This is a genomic window from Methanobrevibacter sp. (genome assembly GCF_017406825.1).
In the GTDB taxonomy this organism is placed as follows: domain Archaea; phylum Methanobacteriota; class Methanobacteria; order Methanobacteriales; family Methanobacteriaceae; genus Methanocatella.
Genome location: NZ_JAFQXT010000043.1, coordinates 1 through 19,888, shown reverse-complemented (window position 1 = coordinate 19,888; position 19,888 = coordinate 1). Strand labels below are relative to the sequence as shown.

Sequence of the window (19,888 nt, the reverse complement as noted above, 5' to 3'; positions counted from 1 at the left end):
AATTGTTTTTATTATAAGTTTAATCCGATAGCTTCATAAACATTATCTAATTCTCGGATTTCATTAATAACGTCTTTTGGAATTTCCTTATCTAAAGTTAGAACCATGATGGCTCTTCCGCCTTTTTCATCTCTTCCAACTTGCATAATTCCAATGTTAACGTTATGTTCTCCTAATTTGGTTCCTATTTTACCGATACTTCCAGGAACATCTTCATATTTTGCAATGAACATGTTTCCTTTAGGGATAACATCTACCCAGTAGCCGTTCACTTTTAAAATTCTTGATTCGTGTAAATGAGTACCTTCAGCAGAGAATGTATCGTTGTCACTGACTGCAATGACATTAATTAAGGAGTCATATCCTTTATCGGAATCTTTTCTGCCTTCAGTAATGCTTATTCCTCTTTCTTTTGCAACAAGTGAAGCATTTACTTCATTAACAGGAGAACTTAAGAATGGGTTAACAACACCTTTGATAACGTTTCTGGTTAAGATTTCAAGGTTATCGATTTCAGCCAGTTCGCCGCTGTAGATAATGCCGATTTCCCTGATTTTACCGTTCACTCCTTGTGATACGAAACTGCCTAATTTTTCACATAGTTCCATGTATGGGGTCAATTCCTGATATGTGTTATTATCGATACGTGGCATGTTCAAAATGTTTTTAGGGTTGTTTCCTTTGATTAATTCAATAATTTCATCAGCCACAATTATGGCGGCATCCCTTTGTGCCTCTTTAGTTGAAGCAGCAATATGAGGAGTTAAAACGATATTGTCCAATTCGAATAATTTTGAGTCTTCAGCAGGTGGTTCGTCTTCGTACACATCCAATGCAGCTCCACCTATTTTATTGTTTGCTAATGCATCATATAATGCTTCTTCATCAATAATTCCGCCACGAGCGCAGTTAACAATATATGTGGTGTCTTTCATGATTTCAAATTGCTCGGTTGAAATTGAATGTTCAGTTTCCGGAGTCAATGGAACATGTATTGTGATGAAATCAGCATTTTTAAGAACAGTGTCCAAGTCAGTCAATTCAACACCCATCTGTTTTGCAACTTCTTCCGGAAGGTATGGATCATATGCCATGGCATCCATTCCAAATGCTTTGCATCTGTTTACAACTTGTGAACCGATTCTTCCCATACCTATTACACCGAGGGTTTTGTTTCTAAGTTCAACGCCCATGAACTTTTTCTTTTCCCATTTGCCTTCTTTAACGGATTTGTCAGCAATGGATATTTTACGGGCCATGCTTAGGATTAATCCCATGGTATGTTCTGCAACGGTCACTGAAGTTGATTCAGGAGAGTTTACAACCATTATACCTTTTTCAGTTGCAGCGTCAATGTCGATGTTGTCCACTCCAACACCTGCTCTTGCAATTATTTTCAAATTGTCCGCTTTTTCAATGATGTCTTTGGTTAGTTTTGTCCTACTTCGTACAATTATTCCACCATATTCGTGGATGGTATCAGCCAATTCTTCAGGAGTGATTTCAGTGTCTACAACAACGTCAGCCACTTCCTTCAGATTTTCGATACCTTTTTCATTAATAGCATCAGCAATAAGTACTTTCATTTTTTCACCATAATTATTGAATATTTAATCATAAATATTAGTTAAATATCTATTTTTTATTATATTTAAAATATATTATATTTCATACATTAACCACTATTTTGCAAATTTTAAAAAAATATTACTTCTTTTTAATTAAATGAGATTATTTAGCTTAATGTGTGCAATATTACCTTAACTTATTAATTTAAGGCATTGAACAAATGGAATTGGTGGGATTAATTTCAAAAATTTTTCTATAATATTTAAAATGTTGAATAAATAAAATACAATTAGCGATGAAAAATTAATTATTTTTCCAATGAAAAGTTAACAGTAATATTCATTGTTTGAACCCCTTGAACTATGGATATGCCTAAGATAACCAACGGGTTTAAAAAACTTAGGAATCCTCCAGTTTGAGGTTAATATAGTTTAAGATGACTCAAGTAATAATCGGTGATTTTTATGGTAAGTATGGATGAATTTCCAATTTCAAGTGCAAATTACATTGTAGGATACAAGATTGTTGAGAATAAAGGATTTGTATATGGTTTGACCGTACGTGCAAGAGGCCTTGGTGGAGATATAGGAGCAGGTCTCAAAGGAATTCTAGGTGGAGAAATCAAACAGTATGTTAAAATGATGGAGGAGTCAAGAGAGGAATGCATCGAACGATGCATTGAACATGCAAAGGAATTAGGTGCAAACGCAATCATTTCAATGAGAATGGACTCTGACAGCATATCCCAAAATATGCAGGAAGTTTTAGCATACGGAACTGCTGTTGTTATTGAAAAAGAATGATGATAATATGTTTCTTGAGGATTTTGAGTATAAAGGAAAAGTAATTCCGCAATGCATTTTAGGATATGGTCCATTTATGGCTGAGCTTTATTATGGGCACAGATCAAGACTTTACTTGGATGATTTATACAACAATCCTCAAAACACTTCCGAGGTTATCATGGAAGCATATAATCGGGGTGTACGTGCTATAAACCTGGTAAATGATTCAAAATTATTGCAGGCCTATGATATTGCACTGTCTGAAGGATGTGAGATGAAAGTAATCGCAACTATAGGCAAAAGCGATGTCGATTATCTGAATCCGAATTATGAAGTTGCAAAGGAAGCCGACTGGGATGAGGATATAGAGCTGTTCAGCCAATATGACTGTCCCTTAATGATTGTTGATGAATTCATAACCGACGCATATGACTGGAGGTTAACCTCAAAGATTTTAAATAGGATTAATGATTCAGGTTCCCTTTCAGGTCTTTGCACTGCATTTCCATCAAGAACTTCAGATTTGCTCGCCGATAATCTGGATATGGATCTGTTCGATTTTTATATGATTCCATATAACAGCCTTTCCTATATGATGGATATCAGTGCTTTCAATGCTTCTCAAAGACAGGAATTCATCGAAAAAATAGCTAATCTAAATAAGAAAATCATCGCCACAAGAATACTTGCGGCAGGAGTCCTAAAACCAAAAGAAGCATTCACATTCTATAAGAATGCCGATTTTGTGGATGCGATTTGCATGGGCGTTGCCAAAGTTGAAGAGGCACGTGAAGACTTTGAATTGTTGAAGGAATATTAAAGTTTTACAACTTCATATTCTTCAAATGGAACGTGTCCGTCCTGTTCAAGGGATTGGTTCAAGTCAGCCAGTCCGTTAATCAGGTCTTTTATATTTTTATTTGAGGGTTTCTTGCCGGTAATCTGCAGATATTGTCTAGGGGAAATCTCACAAAGTTCACATTCAAAATTGCAGCATCTGTCCTTTTCTTCACAGCCATATCCTTCCTGTTCCTCATCGGTTCCTATTACAATATCATCAAGAATTCTGGATACGCGTTCGTCTGATGCAAACATTGCTATTTTCTGGGTTTTTCCACAAATCCCAATAGCTTTTTGACCTTTAAAGTTACAAACCCATTTAATAGGATAGTTTTCCATATCAGTTATTTGCAAGTTTTCCATATTACCACTTTAGTTTTCTTTTCTTTCTCTAATCATCTTCAATAATTCTTTTGAATTTTCAAACTCTTTCAATTCCCATGATTTGATGACAGGTACGGTTCCAAGGGATTCTTTTATTTTTTCATTGTTAATAATGAATACTGGTTCTGAAGTCGTAACCATTGATAAATCTTTTAATGGAATGGCCATTCTTTTCAATGTTTTTTCTGTTCTGTTTTTCTCGACATTGGCTATTAATGGGGAATGTTTATCAGAACTTTTCATTTTTGCAACGGCATCAAATGGGCTTTTATTCGTGGATATCACGCCATATCCAAGTTTTGATAAGTCATTAACATCATCGCTATATTCAATGTTTTCCTTTTGGGGTTGCTTCAACAGATCAATGTCCAATGTCACTTTGGTATTCAGGATCTCTTCTAAAATCATTGCAGTTTCCGTATTCGCCCTGACAATTCCATTTTCGTATTTGTACATTGTGGCGCGAGATACATGCGCAAGACTTGCCAAATCCTTAAGGGACATTGAGTATTCTTCGCGGTATTGTTTGATGACATTTCCGTCGATTTTAACAAAGTAACCTCCGCGGTCAGCCAGTATTTCAGGGTATTCACCATATGCAATCATATTTTTCAGGGTTTCAAAGCCGATTGTCGGAATTTCATATCTTTCATAAATCACGCCTTCCTCCAAAAAGCCGTTCCTTGATTTTTCACCGATTATGATTGGGGAGGCAAGAAATATATTTGCCAATTGTTTCATTTCATGCGCATTATGTTCATTAATGCTGTCAATGTTTTGAAATGTTTTCAGAAGTAAAATCTGTAAGTTTTTTCTTGCTACAATATCAAAAGAACCCTGGTCATAAATGTCTGAGGTTTTAAAACCATTTGAGGTTAGTAAGTTTTCAATATTGTGTAATAGTTGGCTTCGGGTTAACATAGTAAATACCTCTCTTAAACTATATATTAATTTAACATTAAATATATTTTAGTAGGTGATTTTGATTAAGTATTTATACATTGGAATAGACGATACGGATTCTCCGGATGGGATGTGCACAACATATCTCGCAAGCCAGATTATCAATAAATTCAGGGATAATGGCATAGGTCTAGTTGATTATCCCAGGCTGATAAGATTGAATCCATTTGCCAGACATAAAACCCGTGGAAACGGAGGGGTTGGATTAAAAATCATAAATGATTCAAAAGCCGATTTGGCAAAAGAAATCGTTCTGGAATCTGTTGAAAAACTGTCCATGTTTGACTGTGACAATACAAATCCCGGCGTAATCTTTTATGAGGGGGATATTACAAAGGAAATGGAAGATTATGCATTCAAAGCAATTTATGAGTTCATAACAATTGATGAGGCTGAGGAGTTTGGCAAATCCGTTGGATGTGAAATTCATAAGTTCAAAAAGGGAAGAGGAATCATCGGATCCATTGCAGCAATCAGTTTGCCTTTATCCGATTGCACCTATGAATTACTTGCCTACCGGGCACCTGAAAACTTTGGAACCAAACGCCAGATTGACTATGAGTCTGTTTATGAGATGGACAGGAAGACATTTCCGGACACTTTTGAAAATATCGATTATTCTGAAGATTATATTGCAATCGAACCGAAAACTCCATGTCCTGTTTTGTATGGAATCAGGTCAAACACTCCTGAAGCTCTAAATGAAGCAAAAGGTATTGTTAAAGTATCTGAACCGATTGATGATTGGTGTATTTTCAAAACAAACCAGCACACCGATATGCATATTCAGAAGGCTTCAAAAATTTCGGACATGAAACAGTTCGGGTGTTACTGTGTTTGCGGAGAGGTTAAAAACAAGCCTACAATCATTGATGGAGGCCATATGTTCTTTTATATCCGTGACGAGTCCGATGAGATTGAATGCGGAGCATATGAACCAACCAAAAAATTCAGAAAGACGGTTTCTCATTTAAGGCCTGGAGACATTATTGAAATTTATGGCGGAATCGGCGAGCAGCACACATTCAACATTGAAAAGTTCAGGGTTATCAAGTTGAATGATGTGGAATATAAGAATCCTGTTTGCGAGTGCGGAAAGAGAATGACTTCAGCCGGCAAAAACAAGGGATTCAAATGTAAAAGATGCGGAAATAAAATTGAGTCAGATGAAAAAGTTCCTATTATAATTCACCGTGATTTGAATAATGCTCAATTTTATGAAACACCGGTTTCTGCTAGAAGACATTTGTCAAAACCTCTTTGCCGTTATGATTTAAGGTAAATACTTTTATTTGATTCTTTGTTTCAGATTTTAGCCATTATCTTTAAAAATCTTTAATTCACTTTTTGTGAAATAATAATTAATTTATAACGATTCTTATTCTTATTTTTAGAACTTTTGAGAACTAAGTCTTACTAATTTATATACTATTTTTATGATAGATAAATTCAACAAGCATATTTATTATGTGGGGTGGGAGAGGGTATTATTTCAAAAAAAGACACTTCAACGAATGAAATTCAGCACATATATCGTCAAAAGACAGATAAACGTATTTTAAAGAAAAATCCTTGGAGAGATTACGGATTGCACCTAACTGTACTTTTTGTATCCATTTTTGCAATGATCATCGGTCCAATAGAAATTCAAATTTCAAAAGGTGTCGAAGTTTTAATAATGCCTTTGCTTTACACGATGGTTCTAGGATTAATATTCTACTTGGATAAGAGAATTTTCTGGATACAAAGAAAGCAGTCCAGAGTTGCCGAAGGTGCAATGATGCTGTTTATCGGTATTTTAATTGCCAAATTAGCGGTATCCAGTGGCCAGTCAATACATCTGTTATTTGAAATGGGTCCTGCTTTGATGCTTCAGGAACTGGGCCACCTCGCCACAATTCTCATCGCTCTTCCTGTTGCGCTGCTTTTAGGTTTTAAAAGAGAGGCAATTGGCATGACCAATTCAATAGGCCGTGAACCTGAAGTTGCCGTTGTCGTTGATAAATTCGGGTTCAATTCTCCCGAATCCAGAGGAATCTTTGCTTTATTTATTGTCGGAACCATAATAGGAACAGTTTTTATAAGTTTCCTAACAAGCATCAGTGTCTCCGTTTTACCGCTCCATCCTTTCGCATTTGCAATGGCGAGCGGTGTTGGAAGCGCTAGTATGAATGCGGCTTCATTAGGACCTACCCTTGCCGCATTTCCACATTTGGAAACTCAAATCGAAGCGTTTGCAGGGTTCAGTAACCTGCTGTCATTTTCAATTGGAATCTACATTGTAATATTTATTGCATTGCCTCTAACTGAAAAGTTATATGAAATTTTAGAGCCAAGAATCGGAAGGGACTCTTCCTTATATGACGGGGATGATAATGATGCCTGATCTCATAGACGGTACTGAAAATGTTTCTGTACAAGGTATTTTCAATTGGATTCTGCTTCTGGCCATCTTTTCGATAATAACTGCAATTGGAAATTATTTGGGATATCGGCATCCCATGTATGATTCACTCGTTGGAATGGGTATCTTATCGTTGTTGACCTTTGTCGGCGTATGGATGGAGAGAAAACTTCCTTTCAACATTTCATCCATTATTTATATCAGCGTAATCGGGATTGCCATTTCATTTCCGGGAATGCCTACTGCGGATTTCGTTAGCTATTACGTATCAAATGTTGAGCTTATATCAGTGGTAACAGTATTCTTGGCATATGTGGGTATTGGTATGGGAAAAAGCTGGAATGAGTTTAAAGCTCTCGGATGGCGTTCAATTATCATTACTGTCCTGGTTATTTCTTCCACTTATCTTGGAGCGGCTGTTGTGGCTCATATTGTTTTGATTATGACTGGAGTTCCGGCATAATTTTTTTCTTATTTTGTGAAAATTAATACTATTTTTTGTTCGTATAAAGTGTATTTTTTCGGTTTTTATGCTATCATTTTATATATCATGTTTTGAAAAGTTAATAATTGTATTATTGATTATTGTAATTAGTTAACTAATAATCGGAGCGGATTATTATTCCTGATAAGAAACAAGACACTCATGTTGAACATATTTACCGTGAAAAAACGGATAAACGTATTTTAAAACGAAATCCTTGGAGGGATATTCGTTTACATGGTACAGTTCTTGTTTTGGTAATAATTGCAGAGTTGATAGGCACCATCACAATTCCAATCACCAAGGATGTTGCAATTACAATCATGCCCTTAATCTATACAATCATTCTGGGACTTGCTTTTTATCTAATCAAACCAATAAAATGGATTCATAGAAAGCAGGCACGTATTGCTGAAGGGGCGATGATGCTTTTCATTGGTGTTCTGATTGCAAAATTGGCAATTTCCAGTGGTCAATCAATCGGTTTAATATTTGATATGGGTCCTGCTTTAATATTGCAGGAAATGGGGCACCTGGCAACTATTTTAGTACTTCCAATAGCATTGCTTTTAGGATTTAAAAAGGAAGCCATAGGTATGACAAATTCAATTGGTAGGGAACCGAACGTTGCAGTTGTCGTTGATAAATATGGATTCAATTCTCCCGAATCAAGAGGGGTGTTTGCAATATTTATCATAGGTACCGTAATAGGTACAATATTCATCAGCTTTTTAGTAACATTATCACTTTCCTTCTTGCCGCTGCACCCATATGCGTTTGCTATGGCAAGTGGTGTGGGAAGTGCCAGTATGAATGCGGCGGCCATCGGCCCGACTCTCGCGGCATTTCCTGGAATGGAAACCCAAATTGAAGCATTTGCAGGGTTCAGCAATCTATTGTCATTCTGTGTTGGAATTTACATTGTAATATTTGTAGCGCTTCCATTAACTGAAAAGATATACGGTTGGCTGGAGCCTAAAATCGGCAGAGAATCCATAATGCCTGACAAGGAGGATGAAACAGATGCCTGATTTGATTGACGGATCTGAAAATGTATCAGTTCATGGTATTTTAAACTGGATTATATTGCTTACAATATTTTCAATCATAACTGCAATCGGCAATTTCTTAGGTTATAATCATCCTATGGAAGGTTCTTTGGTTGGAATGGCAATATTGTCACTCATTACTCTTGCGGGAGTATGGCTGGAAAGATATCTTCCTTTTAACATATCTTCAATTTTATACATCAGCGTAATCGGTATCGTACTGGCGTTTCCGGGCATGCCGACTTCTGAATTTGTTCTTCATTATGTCTCTCAAGTGGAACTATTATCCATCGTAACAGTATTTTTAGCATATGTGGGTATTGGTATGGGTAAAAGCTGGGATGAATTCAAGGCATTGGGATGGAGAGCAATTGTCATTACCATGCTGGTCATTGCAGCAACTTATTACGGTGCAGCTATCGTGGCGCATATTGTGCTTGTCTTAACAGGAGTGCCTGCTGTTTAAATTTACTTTTCAATGGAAAACTTAAACTCTTTAATACTACTTTTTACATATATATCTTCAAGGTGGGGGTATGTTTTTACAAAATATTTCCAAATTTATTTCGAACTATCGCTATGAACAGGCAACCGTGGAATCAATAACCACTGTCAAGGCGGCTTTTCTAGACTTTTTCGGTGTCACTTATAGGGGTGTGGCCGAAGAGGCTCCAAAAATAGCCTTAAATACAGTTGGAGAAATATTTCATGGAAGTTCCGATTCTAATCTGAAGGCATCTGTAATCGGGACAAATGTCAAGGCGGATGTTTTGCATGCAGGTCTGGTAAACGGTGTTTCTGCACATGTATTGGAATTGGATGATGGTCATAGGGGAGCCCAAATTCATTTGGGATCTGTAATTTTTCCAACTGCCCTTGCAATTGCCGAAGCTTATGACTTGACAGGAAGAGAATTTATTGAAGGGGTCATGGTTGGCTATGAAATAGGAATTCTTTTGGGAAAAATTGTCAATCCGGAACACAGAAACAAGGGGTTTCACACTACCGGGACAATCGGAGCTTTTGTTGCAGGAAGTGTAGCTTCCAAACTCCTTAAACTAGATGAAAAACAAATATTGAATGCTTTAGGTTTGTGCGGAACTCAGGCGGCAGGATTATTGGAATCAGACCATGGCGGATCCATGGGAAAATCATTGCATGTGGGCAAGGCGGTTTACAATGGAATGCTTTCCGCTTACCTTGCAAGAAACGGATTCACCGGAAGCGAAACAATATTTGAAGGTAATGAAGGATTCTTAAAAACAATGGTGGTTGACAATGAAAAGTATAATCAAGAAAATTTCTCATTTGAAGAAATTTTAAAAGATGTCGGCAAAGTAAGGATTAGAGACATCTACTTTAAAAAATACCCATTCTGCAGACACCTGCACTCATCAATAGACACAGCATTGAAATTGAAAGCAAGCATAGGTGAGGAATATGACCATATTCAGAACGTGGCAGTTAAAACATACTCTGTTGCAGCAGACCATAACAATTTCAATCCTAAAAATATTGAAGAGTTAAGGCAAAGTCTTCCTTATGCTGTTGCAATTTCGCTGGTTGTTGGCGATGTGAGCGTCGATGGCATCAATCAGTTAATTGAATTCGGTCTTTTGGACAACTATTCCACAGTAGATAAGGTAAACAGCATTAAGCATATAGTAAATCATATGATTGTTGTTTCGGATGATAAATTAAACGAGCTGTATCCTGATAGAAGACCGTCAAACGTTATAATTAAATTGGATAAAAGCTTTAGAAATGGAGTTTTCCAAAACATCACAATGCTTCCAAAGGGCGATTTTGAAAATCCATTCGAATTAAAAGACCTGATTGATAAATTTAAAGGGTTAAATCCCCAATATAACATAAATAACTTAACAGTCATTGATTCACTTGAAGATTATACAATGAAATATGTTGTTCGCAAATTAAACGAGTAGATATTATGGAAAATACAAAAAGATTCCTTAAAAAAATTGGTATTGATGAGGTTTTCGCAGATTATGCATCATCTAAAAGATTTGATGATGGTGGACAGTTTCGTTTTGAAGTTCCAGGAATTCAATCTCCAAAAACCATGAAGGCGCTTCTTGATGAAGCCGGTAGAAATGACATTTTCATTCATCGTGTAACACAAACCAAAGGAATAATGATGCTGACCGATGAGGAAATCATTGTAATGGTCAATCTGGCAAAAAATTATGGATGTGAACTATTTTTAGCTGTAGGTCCAAGAGCGACATATGATACTTCCGCTACAGCCCATACAAAAGAAGGAAGCAGAATAGGCTATAGATTAAGAGGTTATGATAATCTTGTTTATGCAATTGAAGATGTAAAACGAGCTACTGGTCTCGGAGTTCGCGGAATTTTGCTTTATGATGAGGGTTTGCTTTGGGTTTTAAACCAAATGCGTGAAGAATCAGAAATTCCTGCTAACGTTCATTTTAAGTTGTCCGCTCATGCGGGTCATTCAAATCCGGGGTCTGCTAAACTGCTTGAAGAAAACGGATTGGATTCGTTGAATCCCGTTCGTGATTTGCAGATTCCAATGATTGCGGCAATTAGGGATGCATGTGACATGTCTTTGGATTTGCATACTGAAAATCCGAAATCAACCGGAGGATTCATCAGGCATTATGAAGTCCCTAAGTTCATTAAAGTGGCTGCACCGGTTTATCTGAAAACCGGCGGTTCTGTTGCGGCCAACCATAATTGGGACACAACTGAGGCCGAAGCGATTGCACGCATTAAACAAGTAAAATTAGTTAAAAGGATGATTGATGAATATTGTCCTGATGCCATTGCTTCACCTGACAAATCCAGTGATTTGGCAATTCCCGAGTGATTTTATGGATATTATAAATAATATTTCTAAAGCTATTATAGAAGCTTCAACCACACTTTCAAAAGATAAACATGATGCATTGAAACATGCAATCGAGATGGAAGATAATGATAATGCCCGCTGGGCCTTAAAACAGATTTATGAAAATTACCTGGTTGCTCAAGAAAATAAGTTCCCCTTATGTGACGATACAGGAATTCCTCATGTAATAATTGAAATGGGTGAAGAAAGACAAATCTCCGGAGAGCTTTTGAATCAGATTAATGAGGGAATAGCTTTAGGTTTGAATAATCTGCCGGCCAGGCCAATGGCTGTCAAAGGCAATCCAATCGAGAGAATCGAACAAAGCAGGGGGTTATATGATGAGCCCGGAAAACTTGCACCCGCATCAATATTGATTGATTCGATCAATGACGAATCGACCTATAAAAGGGATATAAGTCCTGATACGTTGAACATACACTTCCTGCTTGAAGGGGGAGGTCCTGAAATCAGGGCAAAAACTTTCAGGGTTTATCATGAACGTTCATTTGAAAATGTAATCGGTACAGCCTGTGACTGGTTGGAATCATCACTTGCCATGCTGGGCTGCACCCCGTCAATTCCGTCAATCGCGGTTGGAAGAACCCACTATGAAGCAACTTCCCTGCTTCTCAAATCAATCGCTTATGGCAATTTGACAAATCAAAATGATTATGAGCGTGAGATTTCAGATAGATTAAATAAAACTGGAATCGGACCCTTGGGCTTAGGAGGTAAAACAACAGTTTTAGGCTGTTATTTAAATATTGGAAATCAAAGGGCAAGTGGCGTCAGAATCGTTTCTATCCGGCCGTCCTGTTTTGTCGAGCCCAGAGTTGCTACGCTTGAATTGTAAAGTTTATATATTATTTCAATTATTATTTTAATTAAAAAGGATAAAGGTTTAAAAAAATGCAGGAAAATAACTTCAAAGTAAATCCAAAATCTTTAAAAACTGCCGTTTCCCGTGTTGAAGAGAATAAAATTGTAACTCGAGGATACAACCAAAGAGATTTAATTGAAAAAATTAAATTTGGAGATATGGTATTCTTGCTCCTTAAAGGAAGATTGCCTTCACTAAAAGAGAGCAAGATATTCAATCATGTTCTGGTTTCTTTTTGCGATCATGGTGTGACTCCGCCAAGCACTCAAACCGCACGATTAATCACTTCTTCAGGTTCACCCATGAACTCAGCGGCGGCAGGCGCATTTTTATCTTTCGGACATAAGCACGCAGGAGCCATTGAAAAAGCAATGGATTTATATCAATCTAAAATTAATTCAGTTCATTTGATAGATGACCCTGACATTGACAATAAGCAGATTGCAAGTTTGGCAATTGAAATTCATAATGAATATATACTTAAAAGTAAAAAAATACCCGGTTTTGGCCACAGATATCATAATATAGATCCAAGGGCAGATAAATTAATAGACCTGGCTATCAACGAGGGATTCATAGGGCCTCATGTTAAACTGGCATTGGCACTTCAGGACTTGGTTTTCGAAAAGAAAAGTATAAGATTAAACGTTGATGGAGCAAATGCGGCAATATTATCAGATTTGGGTTTCGACCCAGAGTTGGGCCTTGGAATATTCATGATCGGCAGACTTCCGGGAATCATAGCTCATATTCATGAGGAAAGTATGGAAGAAGAGGAATTTAGAAGATTTTGTGACATTGAAGATATTGAATACATGGGATGATAAAATGGAATTTAGTGATGTAATTAATGAAAGATACAGCGTAAGAGGCTACCTGGATAAGGAAGTTGAAAAAGAAAAACTTGAATATGTCTTAAAAGCAGCAACAATTGCACCAACAGGTGTTAATGCACAGCCATTTAAAGTCTATGTAATAGATACTAAAAAGCACAAAGAAGAACTTTCTGAAATTTATGGGGCAAAATGGTTCGTCGAAGCCCCTTATGTTTTGTGCGTTGTCGGAATTAAAAATCAGGCATGGACCAGGCCGTGGGATCAGAAAAACATTGCAGACATTGATGCAACAATAGTGATGGACCACATGATTCTTGCGGCTACAGATGTCGGTCTTGGAACTTGCTACATTGGAGCATTTAAGAAAAACAAGGCTCATCAATTCTTAAACTTGGATGAAAATGAAGAGGCAGTATTGTTCACTCCATTAGGTTATGGCAATGCTGAGCCAAGAGACACTCCAAGAAAAGAATTGGACGAATTCGTAGTGTATATGGATTAAAATGGATTTATTTATATTGCATGCAGGTAATTCCAAAGAGATGGAAGACATTTCAGAGGAATTATCTCAAAACAAATTTAAAAAGATTGAAGAGCGGGATAACTATATCCTGATGAAAAGAAGAAGGTACGGTAATCTTTTAATCCACGCAATATGTTTAATAACCGCGTTGGGATTTATCGGACTGGTCATTTTCATCAACGTTGCATATTTCGCTTATTCTTTCTTGTGGGCTTCTCCGAACGTATTGATCACAACAGAAACTGTTGGAGATAATGGGGAAGCATTGGAATTTAGTGATATGGATGAAATACTGAAAAAAGCCACTGCACTCATATAATTTCATCAACACTATATTCTTCTATTTTTCTAATCAGTAAGGGATTTTTACAATTAAGGTATTCCGATTCCTCACCTATTTTTGCGTTGATAAAGACTTCATTTACCGTAGGTTCGCTGAATAATGTGAATATGTCAGCTACAAATTCATCATAATCTTTCTGAGCGGTTTCATCACCAAATCCTAAGCGAGGAATTTCATTTGTCCAGATGTCTTCGCCGGGAGAGAATTTCTTATCGGTTAGTTTGCCATCTTTGATTTCACCGTCCAATGTCAGCGAAAAGTTTTTGTTTAAAATTATCCAAACAGCTCTTTCCATGATTAATGATTTCGATAAAATGATATAAATATCATTAAGTTTAAAATAAGAATTAGTGTTATTATGGCAAATGTTAAAATGTTTAAATTATTAGGGGTATTGTTGGCATTGATGCTAATTATTTGGGCTATTGCACCGTTTTTAAGACATCAGGCAATTACAGTTGATGTTATGGCTACCGCAATTATACTGATTTTGATAGCTGTTGCTTACTTCATCATATTGTATAACCCTAGTTGGACTAAAGCGGTATTCTTTTTTGAGGGTATTGTGATAGCTGTAAGCGGGTATATGTTACTTGATTATCCGTATAGTTTAGAGTTTGTAATTGTGGGTTTAATCATAATAGTAATAGCAATTCTTGCTTATTTACAAAAATTGCCCCCTAGTATACTGAAATGGTTCTATAGATAATTTAATTATCTTTTATTTTTTTTTAATTTAATTTTTTCATGCAAATTATATATTTTATGTAGTTTTTTTTATTCAAAATATAATTTTACGAATTCTAATCAAAATTTTATAGTAAAAGATATATATATTGCACAACAAAAATATCTACACCATGGTGATTAATTATGGCAGAGATATCAGACGCAATCGCAATGATAAAAAAAGCTGAATCCGATGCTGAACAACTCATTATTGATTCAGAAGCTAAATCACAAGATTTAATTGCTGAATCCCGAGTTAAAGCTGAAGAAATTATTTCCTCAGCTAAACTGCAAGCAGAAGATGATGCGAAAGATACTGTTTTTGATGCAGAAGATAAAGCTAAAAAGGAAGCTCAATCTATTGCTGAACAGTCCAAATTGGATGTAAAATCCATAAAGGACAAAGCTATGGCTAATGTAGATGAAGCAGCTTCCATAATTGTCAAAAATATTTTGTAGTGTGAGATTATATGTTCAAGACAGCTAGAATGCGTAAAATTAGAATAGTTACACTGGAAAAGTATGTAGCTCCTACAGTGGACGCTCTCCACGAATCAGGGCTTATACAAATCAGTGATATTTCTGATAGCATTCAGCAAGATCCTGAATTAGCGGAATTAGTTACTCCCGCCAAATCCACTCCTTACACAGGTAAATTATCTTCACTTCTAATGAAAACAAACGGTATATCTGAACTATTAGGAAATTCTTTATCAGAAGGCCATGGGTTAAAAGACTTGGCAATGTCTTTTATAAGTCCGGATTTACCTGTTCAAAAAGAAGTAGAAAGATTGGATACTGCAGCTTTCATTGAAAAAGCTGAAGACACTCTTGGTCAAGTGGAAGCTAAGACAGGAGTGATTGAGGAAAAACTATCCGCACTCGACGCTGAAACAAGTGAACTACAGTCTAATAAAAGTTTGGCTAATCGCTTATCTAATTTTGACATGAATTTAGCTGACTTAAAAGATTCAAAGTACACTTCTACTACTGTTGGAAGGATTAATGCTGAATCTGCTTCAGAAATCAAAAATGAATTAAGTAAATTGACAGACGAATTAGATATTTTTACTGTTCCTGCGGATGATAAAGAAAGTGAAATTATTGTCGTAGTAACATTAAAAGAATTAAGTGATGATGTTTATTCAACACTTCGTAAATTTGACTTTGAGAAAATTGATGTAGGTGATGTTGAAGGAACTCCTCAACAGATTATTTCAAGCGCTGATGCAAGATTGTCAACCATTGAATCTGAACGTGCTTCAGTCAAAACTGAATTAAGAGCAGTTGCGGAACAATGGGACGATGACATATTAGCTCTCAAAGAACAATTAGAAAATGAAAAAGAAAAGAACGAAATTCTTTCTTCATTTGTTCAAACTAAAGATGCTTATGTACTTGAAGCATGGGTACCTGTAAAAGATACTGAAAAAGTTGAACAGATTGTTGAAAAAAGTTCTGACGGACATTGTGCCTTTGAAACAATAGAGGTTGAAGGTACAGATGATGAAAATGTTCCTGTTTTACAACAAAATGGATGGTATGCAAAACCTTTCGAATACCTGGTTGACATGTACTCACCGGTACGTTACAACGCAATGGATCCAACAATATTTGTTGCAATAACATTCCCATTCTTCTTCGGTTTCTGTTTAACCGATGCAGTTTATGGTTTAGTTGTAGCACTTATCGGTGTAGTGTTATTAAAAGGAATAGGTAAAGTTAGAGAGTCAATGCATTCATTTGGTTGGATTTTAATCTGGTCTGGTCTGTGGGCCGTTATACTGGGTTTGATAACCAACGGTTTCATTGGGGACTTCCCTGAAAGAATAGCTGGTTTCCGTTTACCAACTGTATTTGCTCCAGTTGAAGCATTCGTTCACCCTGATACTATTTTGATAATAGCTATCTTCATTGGGCTTATTTACACCAATATAGGATTCATATTAGGTGCAATTAACAACTTAAGATACGGAAATGTAAAAGATGCTATCGGTTCTCAAATTTGTTGGTTTGTATTTGAAGCTGGAATTATATTGCTCGCTTTAGGATTCATGATGCCTGCAATAGGTATGATAGGCATGATCCTTGGAGGAATATTAATAATTGCAACTATCGGAATGTTAGTATGGGCTAACGGAGCATACGGTGTAATGGATATCTTCGGTTACATGGGTGATGTTTTATCCTACGCTCGTCTTTTAGCATTATGTTTGGCTACTGGTGGTATTGCTATGACAGTAAACATCCTAGCTCAAATGTTAAACAATATGGTTCCTGTGGTTGGTATTGTTGTTGCAATCATCGTATTTATCGGTGGTCATATTGCAAACTTCGCTTTCCAAGTATTAGGTGCATTTATTAACGCTTTACGTCTTAACTATGTAGAGTTCTTCTCACAATTCTTCATGGAAAGTAAAGGCAAATTCGAAGCTTTCAAAGCAAAAAGAACATTTACAAAAATTAAAAATTAAAAATTTTTCATTTATATCTTAAATTAAATTTAAAAAATCAATATTATTTCAAAGGTGAATAAATATGGTAGAAATTGCTTTAGGTACTGCTTTAGCAGCTATTGGTGCTGGAGTAGCAATTGGTTTTGCCGGATTAGGTTCCGGTTTAGGTCAAGGTATGGCAGCTGCTGGTTCTGTAGGTGCAGTTGCAGAAGACAATGACATGTTTGCAAGAGGTATTATTTTCTCTGCATTGCCAGAAACTCAGGCTATTTACGGTTTCTTGGTTGCAATCTTATTATTAGTATTCTCAGGATTATTAGGTGGAGGACAAGGATTACCTACTGAAGCGGGTATTGTTGCTATCGGTGTAGGTGCATCCATTGGTTTCGCTGGTTTAGGTTCCGGTATGGGACAAGGTATGGCAGCAGCATCCTCTGTAGGTGCTATCGTAGAAGACAATGATATGTTTGCTCGTGGTATTATTTTCTCTGCATTGCCAGAAACTCAGGCTATTTACGGTTTCTTGATTGCTATTTTACTTATGGTATTCGGTGGAATCTTAGGTTAAGGAGGCATTTTATATGAGCTCAGGCACAAGTAAAATTGTTTCAAGCATTATGTCTGTAGCCCAAGAGAAAGCTGATTTAATCATTCAAGATGCTAATGCAGAAGTTTCACAAATAAATGCAAAAGCTGAAAAAACTGCGGAAGCTGAAAAATCAAAAATCTTAGAAAATGGTAAAAAACAATCTGATATGAGATATCAGCAAATTATCTCTGAAGCTAAGATGAATGCTCGTAGAGCAGAATTAGGCGCTAAAGAAGAAGTTATCGAAGCTGCTTTTAATCAAGCTGTTGGAGAATTGAAAGTCAAAGCTTCTTCCGGCGACGACGAATACGAAGACTCATTAGGTAAAATGATTAAGGAAGCTGCTGATGAAATTGGCGGTAATGATTTAATCTTACAATTAAATGAAGCTGATACACAGAAATTTAAAAACGACTTATCTTCACAAGGTTCAGACTCCTTCGAGTTAGAAGGCATCAAATTTACAATAGGCGAACCTATCGACGCAATCGGTGGTGCAATTTTAAAAACCACTAATGGAGATATTGAAGTAAATAACACAATCGAAGCTAGATTAGAAAGATATAAAAGTATCTTACGTAGTGAAGTTGCTGAAATATTATTTAAATAATTAGGAGGATAAATTATGGCAGATGGAATTGCTACCTTAATAAGTTCTGTAGGACTTACACAAGAAACTTTTCTTGTGTTCTGTATTTTAGCAGTGCTTATTGTCGGTGCAGTAGTTGTAATCATTACATCCAGACCAATTTTGGACATTTATCCTTATCTTAACCCAAGTGCAAGAGTGAGAGCTAGAAAAGGAAGATTATTTGATGAAAAACAGATTTCCGAACTCGTTGAAACCAACGATGTTGAAGAAGTTGAAAATTATCTCAAAGGTATTCCTGAATATGCTGATGTTCTAGATGAATATCCGCTTGATAAAGCTTTAGATGTTGAACGTGCCAACACTTATGATTTTGTTGCAAGAGTGGCTCCTGAAGATATTAAAGATCCTTTTGTTGTAATGTCTAAGAAATCAGACATTGACAATATTAAAAGTCTTTTAACTGCTAAGGAAGTCGGTCTTACTCCTGATGAGACAAGAGAACTCTTAATTCCTTGTGGATCATTATATGATGAATTGGAATCATTGGTCGATGCTGAAAGTGTTACAGATATTGTAACAAGTTTGGACGGCACAGAATATTCAGCAGCACTAGAAGATGCTCTTCCACAATATGAAGAAACTAATATGGTTCTTCCTTTAGAATCTGCTTTAGATAAATATTATTTAGGCAAATTATTACGTTCTTCTGATGTTCCTTCAGATGAAAACAAACAGATATTATACTCATATGTTGGAACTCAAGTTGATGTATCTAATCTTAAACTGATTATAAGGGCAAAACAAGATGGCCTTGATTATGACGCAATCGCCCCTTATATATTAGAGGAAGGATACCAATTACGTGATTGGAAACTAAAAGATTTAATGGAATCTCCGGATGTTACAAATGTTGTTTCTGGTTTGGAAGGAACAAAATATTCAGATGCTTTAACAGATGTGATGCCGGTATATAATGAAACTGGTTCAGTTGCAGTATTTGAAAAAGCATTGGACAGTTACACTTCAGATTATTCTAAATCTTTAGCTTCTAAAAAACCGTTAGGTATTGGTCCAATTATTGGTTATTTAAGTCAAAAAGAAAATGAAATTAAGAATTTAAAAATTATTGCAAGAGCAAAAAGAGAAGCAGACTTCCCTAATTCTAAAATCATGGAGATGTTAATATGAGTTCAGTAGCAATTATAGGTGATATTGACACTGTTTCCGGATTTAGATTAGGTGGTGTCAAAAAAGCAGAAGTAGTTAATACTCCTGAAGAAGCTATCGCAGCTTTTGATAAATTTTTAGATGAAGAACTTTCAATTATTATCATTACTCAATTAATGGCGAATGAAATAAGAGAGCATATTAATAGGAAAATTGGTTCTGATGTATTACCAATGATAATTGAAATACCTGATAAAGATGGGTCCTCAGGAGGATCATCTGATCAAATAAATGACCTTATTAAAAGAGTTATCGGGGTAGAGATGGTTAAATGATTATCGAAGGAAAAATTATTAAGATTGCTGGGCCTGTTATTATCGCAGATGGTATGAGAGGGGCTCAGATGCTTGAGATGGT

24 protein-coding genes are annotated in these 19,888 nt (G+C 36.1%); 20 read left to right on the top strand and 4 right to left on the bottom strand.

What is annotated here, in order from left to right; translation table 11 throughout:
• Nucleotides 1-11: 11 nt before the first annotated feature.
• Nucleotides 12-1,586 (bottom strand): phosphoglycerate dehydrogenase, encoded by a 1,575-nt coding sequence (gene serA / locus IJF99_RS07470; protein ID WP_292793757.1) that lies wholly within the window; start codon nt 1,584-1,586, stop codon nt 12-14.
• A 447-nt stretch (nt 1,587-2,033) separates the two neighbouring features.
• Between serA and IJF99_RS07465 the strand changes: the two genes are divergently transcribed.
• Together IJF99_RS07465 and IJF99_RS07460 are read left to right on the top strand one after the other, a co-directional pair.
• The gene (locus IJF99_RS07465) at nt 2,034-2,372 is read left to right on the top strand and encodes a heavy metal-binding domain-containing protein (RefSeq protein WP_292793754.1); all 339 of its coding nucleotides are present in this window, start codon (nt 2,034-2,036) and stop codon (nt 2,370-2,372) included.
• A gap of 7 nt (nt 2,373-2,379) precedes the next feature.
• Nucleotides 2,380-3,174 (top strand): hypothetical protein, encoded by a 795-nt coding sequence (locus IJF99_RS07460; protein WP_292793752.1) that lies wholly within the window; start codon nt 2,380-2,382, stop codon nt 3,172-3,174.
• Here IJF99_RS07460 and IJF99_RS07455 read toward each other — a convergent pair.
• Nucleotides 3,171-3,557: a hypothetical protein gene (locus IJF99_RS07455; protein WP_292793750.1), complete on the bottom strand. Its 387-nt coding sequence runs from the start codon at nt 3,555-3,557 to the stop codon at nt 3,171-3,173. The genes IJF99_RS07460 and IJF99_RS07455 overlap by 4 nt on opposite strands.
• Before the next feature lie 9 nt (nt 3,558-3,566).
• Nucleotides 3,567-4,499, bottom strand: a complete 933-nt coding sequence (locus IJF99_RS07450) for a transcriptional regulator (protein WP_292793748.1) — start codon at nt 4,497-4,499, stop codon at nt 3,567-3,569.
• A gap of 55 nt (nt 4,500-4,554) precedes the next feature.
• Here IJF99_RS07450 and IJF99_RS07445 point away from each other — a divergent pair, with 55 nt between their 5' ends.
• The 11 genes from IJF99_RS07445 (at nt 4,555) to IJF99_RS07395 (ending at nt 13,914) form a co-directional block, all read left to right on the top strand.
• Nucleotides 4,555-5,823, top strand: coding sequence for a tRNA(Ile)(2)-agmatinylcytidine synthase (locus IJF99_RS07445; RefSeq protein ID WP_292793746.1), 1,269 nt, complete (start codon nt 4,555-4,557; stop codon nt 5,821-5,823).
• Between the two features lie 192 nt (nt 5,824-6,015).
• Nucleotides 6,016-6,927, top strand: a complete 912-nt coding sequence (locus tag IJF99_RS07440; protein WP_292793744.1) for a DUF3100 domain-containing protein — start codon at nt 6,016-6,018, stop codon at nt 6,925-6,927.
• A complete protein-coding gene (locus tag IJF99_RS07435; protein WP_292793742.1) occupies nt 6,917-7,408 on the top strand; it encodes a hypothetical protein in 492 nt (163 codons plus the stop codon). The genes IJF99_RS07440 and IJF99_RS07435 overlap by 11 nt, the downstream gene beginning before the upstream one ends.
• 152 nt (nt 7,409-7,560) lie before the next feature.
• Nucleotides 7,561-8,460, top strand: coding sequence for a DUF3100 domain-containing protein (locus IJF99_RS07430; RefSeq protein ID WP_366931261.1), 900 nt, complete (start codon nt 7,561-7,563; stop codon nt 8,458-8,460).
• The gene (locus IJF99_RS07425; protein WP_292793737.1) at nt 8,453-8,944 is read left to right on the top strand and encodes a hypothetical protein; all 492 of its coding nucleotides are present in this window, start codon (nt 8,453-8,455) and stop codon (nt 8,942-8,944) included. Before IJF99_RS07430 ends, IJF99_RS07425 begins: the two co-directional genes overlap by 8 nt.
• Before the next feature lie 70 nt (nt 8,945-9,014).
• Entirely contained in the window at nt 9,015-10,424 is a 1,410-nt protein-coding gene (locus IJF99_RS07420) for an MmgE/PrpD family protein (RefSeq protein ID WP_292793734.1), read from the top strand.
• 5 nt (nt 10,425-10,429) lie between these two features.
• Nucleotides 10,430-11,332, top strand: a complete 903-nt coding sequence (locus tag IJF99_RS07415) for a peptidase (protein WP_292793732.1) — start codon at nt 10,430-10,432, stop codon at nt 11,330-11,332.
• Between the two features lie 4 nt (nt 11,333-11,336).
• The gene (locus IJF99_RS07410) at nt 11,337-12,209 is read left to right on the top strand and encodes a fumarate hydratase (protein ID WP_292793730.1); all 873 of its coding nucleotides are present in this window, start codon (nt 11,337-11,339) and stop codon (nt 12,207-12,209) included.
• 56 nt (nt 12,210-12,265) lie between these two features.
• A complete protein-coding gene (locus IJF99_RS07405; protein WP_292793727.1) occupies nt 12,266-13,060 on the top strand; it encodes a citryl-CoA lyase in 795 nt (264 codons plus the stop codon).
• 4 nt (nt 13,061-13,064) lie between these two features.
• Nucleotides 13,065-13,574 carry a nitroreductase family protein gene (locus IJF99_RS07400; protein ID WP_292793724.1) on the top strand — a complete coding sequence of 170 codons (510 nt, stop codon included), beginning with the start codon at nt 13,065-13,067 and terminating at the stop codon, nt 13,572-13,574.
• A gap of 1 nt (nt 13,575) precedes the next feature.
• Nucleotides 13,576-13,914 carry a hypothetical protein gene (locus IJF99_RS07395; protein ID WP_292793721.1) on the top strand — a complete coding sequence of 113 codons (339 nt, stop codon included), beginning with the start codon at nt 13,576-13,578 and terminating at the stop codon, nt 13,912-13,914.
• Here IJF99_RS07395 and IJF99_RS07390 read toward each other — a convergent pair.
• On the bottom strand, nt 13,907-14,233 hold the full coding sequence (locus IJF99_RS07390) for a hypothetical protein (protein ID WP_292793718.1): 327 nt from the start codon (nt 14,231-14,233) through the stop codon (nt 13,907-13,909). The two genes, IJF99_RS07395 and IJF99_RS07390, sit on opposite strands and share 8 nt — an antisense overlap.
• Before the next feature lie 63 nt (nt 14,234-14,296).
• Between IJF99_RS07390 and IJF99_RS07385 the strand changes: the two genes are divergently transcribed.
• The 7 genes from IJF99_RS07385 to IJF99_RS07355 all read left to right on the top strand — a co-directional run bounded on the left by IJF99_RS07385 (nt 14,297) and on the right by IJF99_RS07355 (nt 19,806).
• A complete protein-coding gene (locus IJF99_RS07385; RefSeq protein ID WP_292793716.1) occupies nt 14,297-14,647 on the top strand; it encodes a hypothetical protein in 351 nt (116 codons plus the stop codon).
• A gap of 164 nt (nt 14,648-14,811) precedes the next feature.
• On the top strand, nt 14,812-15,126 hold the full coding sequence (locus IJF99_RS07380) for an HrpE/YscL family type III secretion apparatus protein (protein ID WP_292793714.1): 315 nt from the start codon (nt 14,812-14,814) through the stop codon (nt 15,124-15,126).
• Nucleotides 15,127-15,137: 11 nt separating this feature from the next.
• On the top strand, nt 15,138-17,141 hold the full coding sequence (locus tag IJF99_RS07375; protein ID WP_292793710.1) for a V-type ATP synthase subunit I: 2,004 nt from the start codon (nt 15,138-15,140) through the stop codon (nt 17,139-17,141).
• Between the two features lie 64 nt (nt 17,142-17,205).
• Nucleotides 17,206-17,691 (top strand): V-type ATP synthase subunit K, encoded by a 486-nt coding sequence (locus IJF99_RS07370; protein ID WP_069573492.1) that lies wholly within the window; start codon nt 17,206-17,208, stop codon nt 17,689-17,691.
• Nucleotides 17,692-17,704: 13 nt separating this feature from the next.
• Nucleotides 17,705-18,322 (top strand): V-type ATP synthase subunit E, encoded by a 618-nt coding sequence (locus IJF99_RS07365; protein ID WP_292793703.1) that lies wholly within the window; start codon nt 17,705-17,707, stop codon nt 18,320-18,322.
• A 15-nt stretch (nt 18,323-18,337) separates the two neighbouring features.
• Nucleotides 18,338-19,492 carry a V-type ATP synthase subunit C gene (locus IJF99_RS07360; protein WP_292793700.1) on the top strand — a complete coding sequence of 385 codons (1,155 nt, stop codon included), beginning with the start codon at nt 18,338-18,340 and terminating at the stop codon, nt 19,490-19,492.
• The gene (locus IJF99_RS07355; RefSeq protein ID WP_292793697.1) at nt 19,489-19,806 is read left to right on the top strand and encodes a V-type ATP synthase subunit F; all 318 of its coding nucleotides are present in this window, start codon (nt 19,489-19,491) and stop codon (nt 19,804-19,806) included. Before IJF99_RS07360 ends, IJF99_RS07355 begins: the two co-directional genes overlap by 4 nt.
• Nucleotides 19,807-19,888 lie beyond the last annotated feature (82 nt).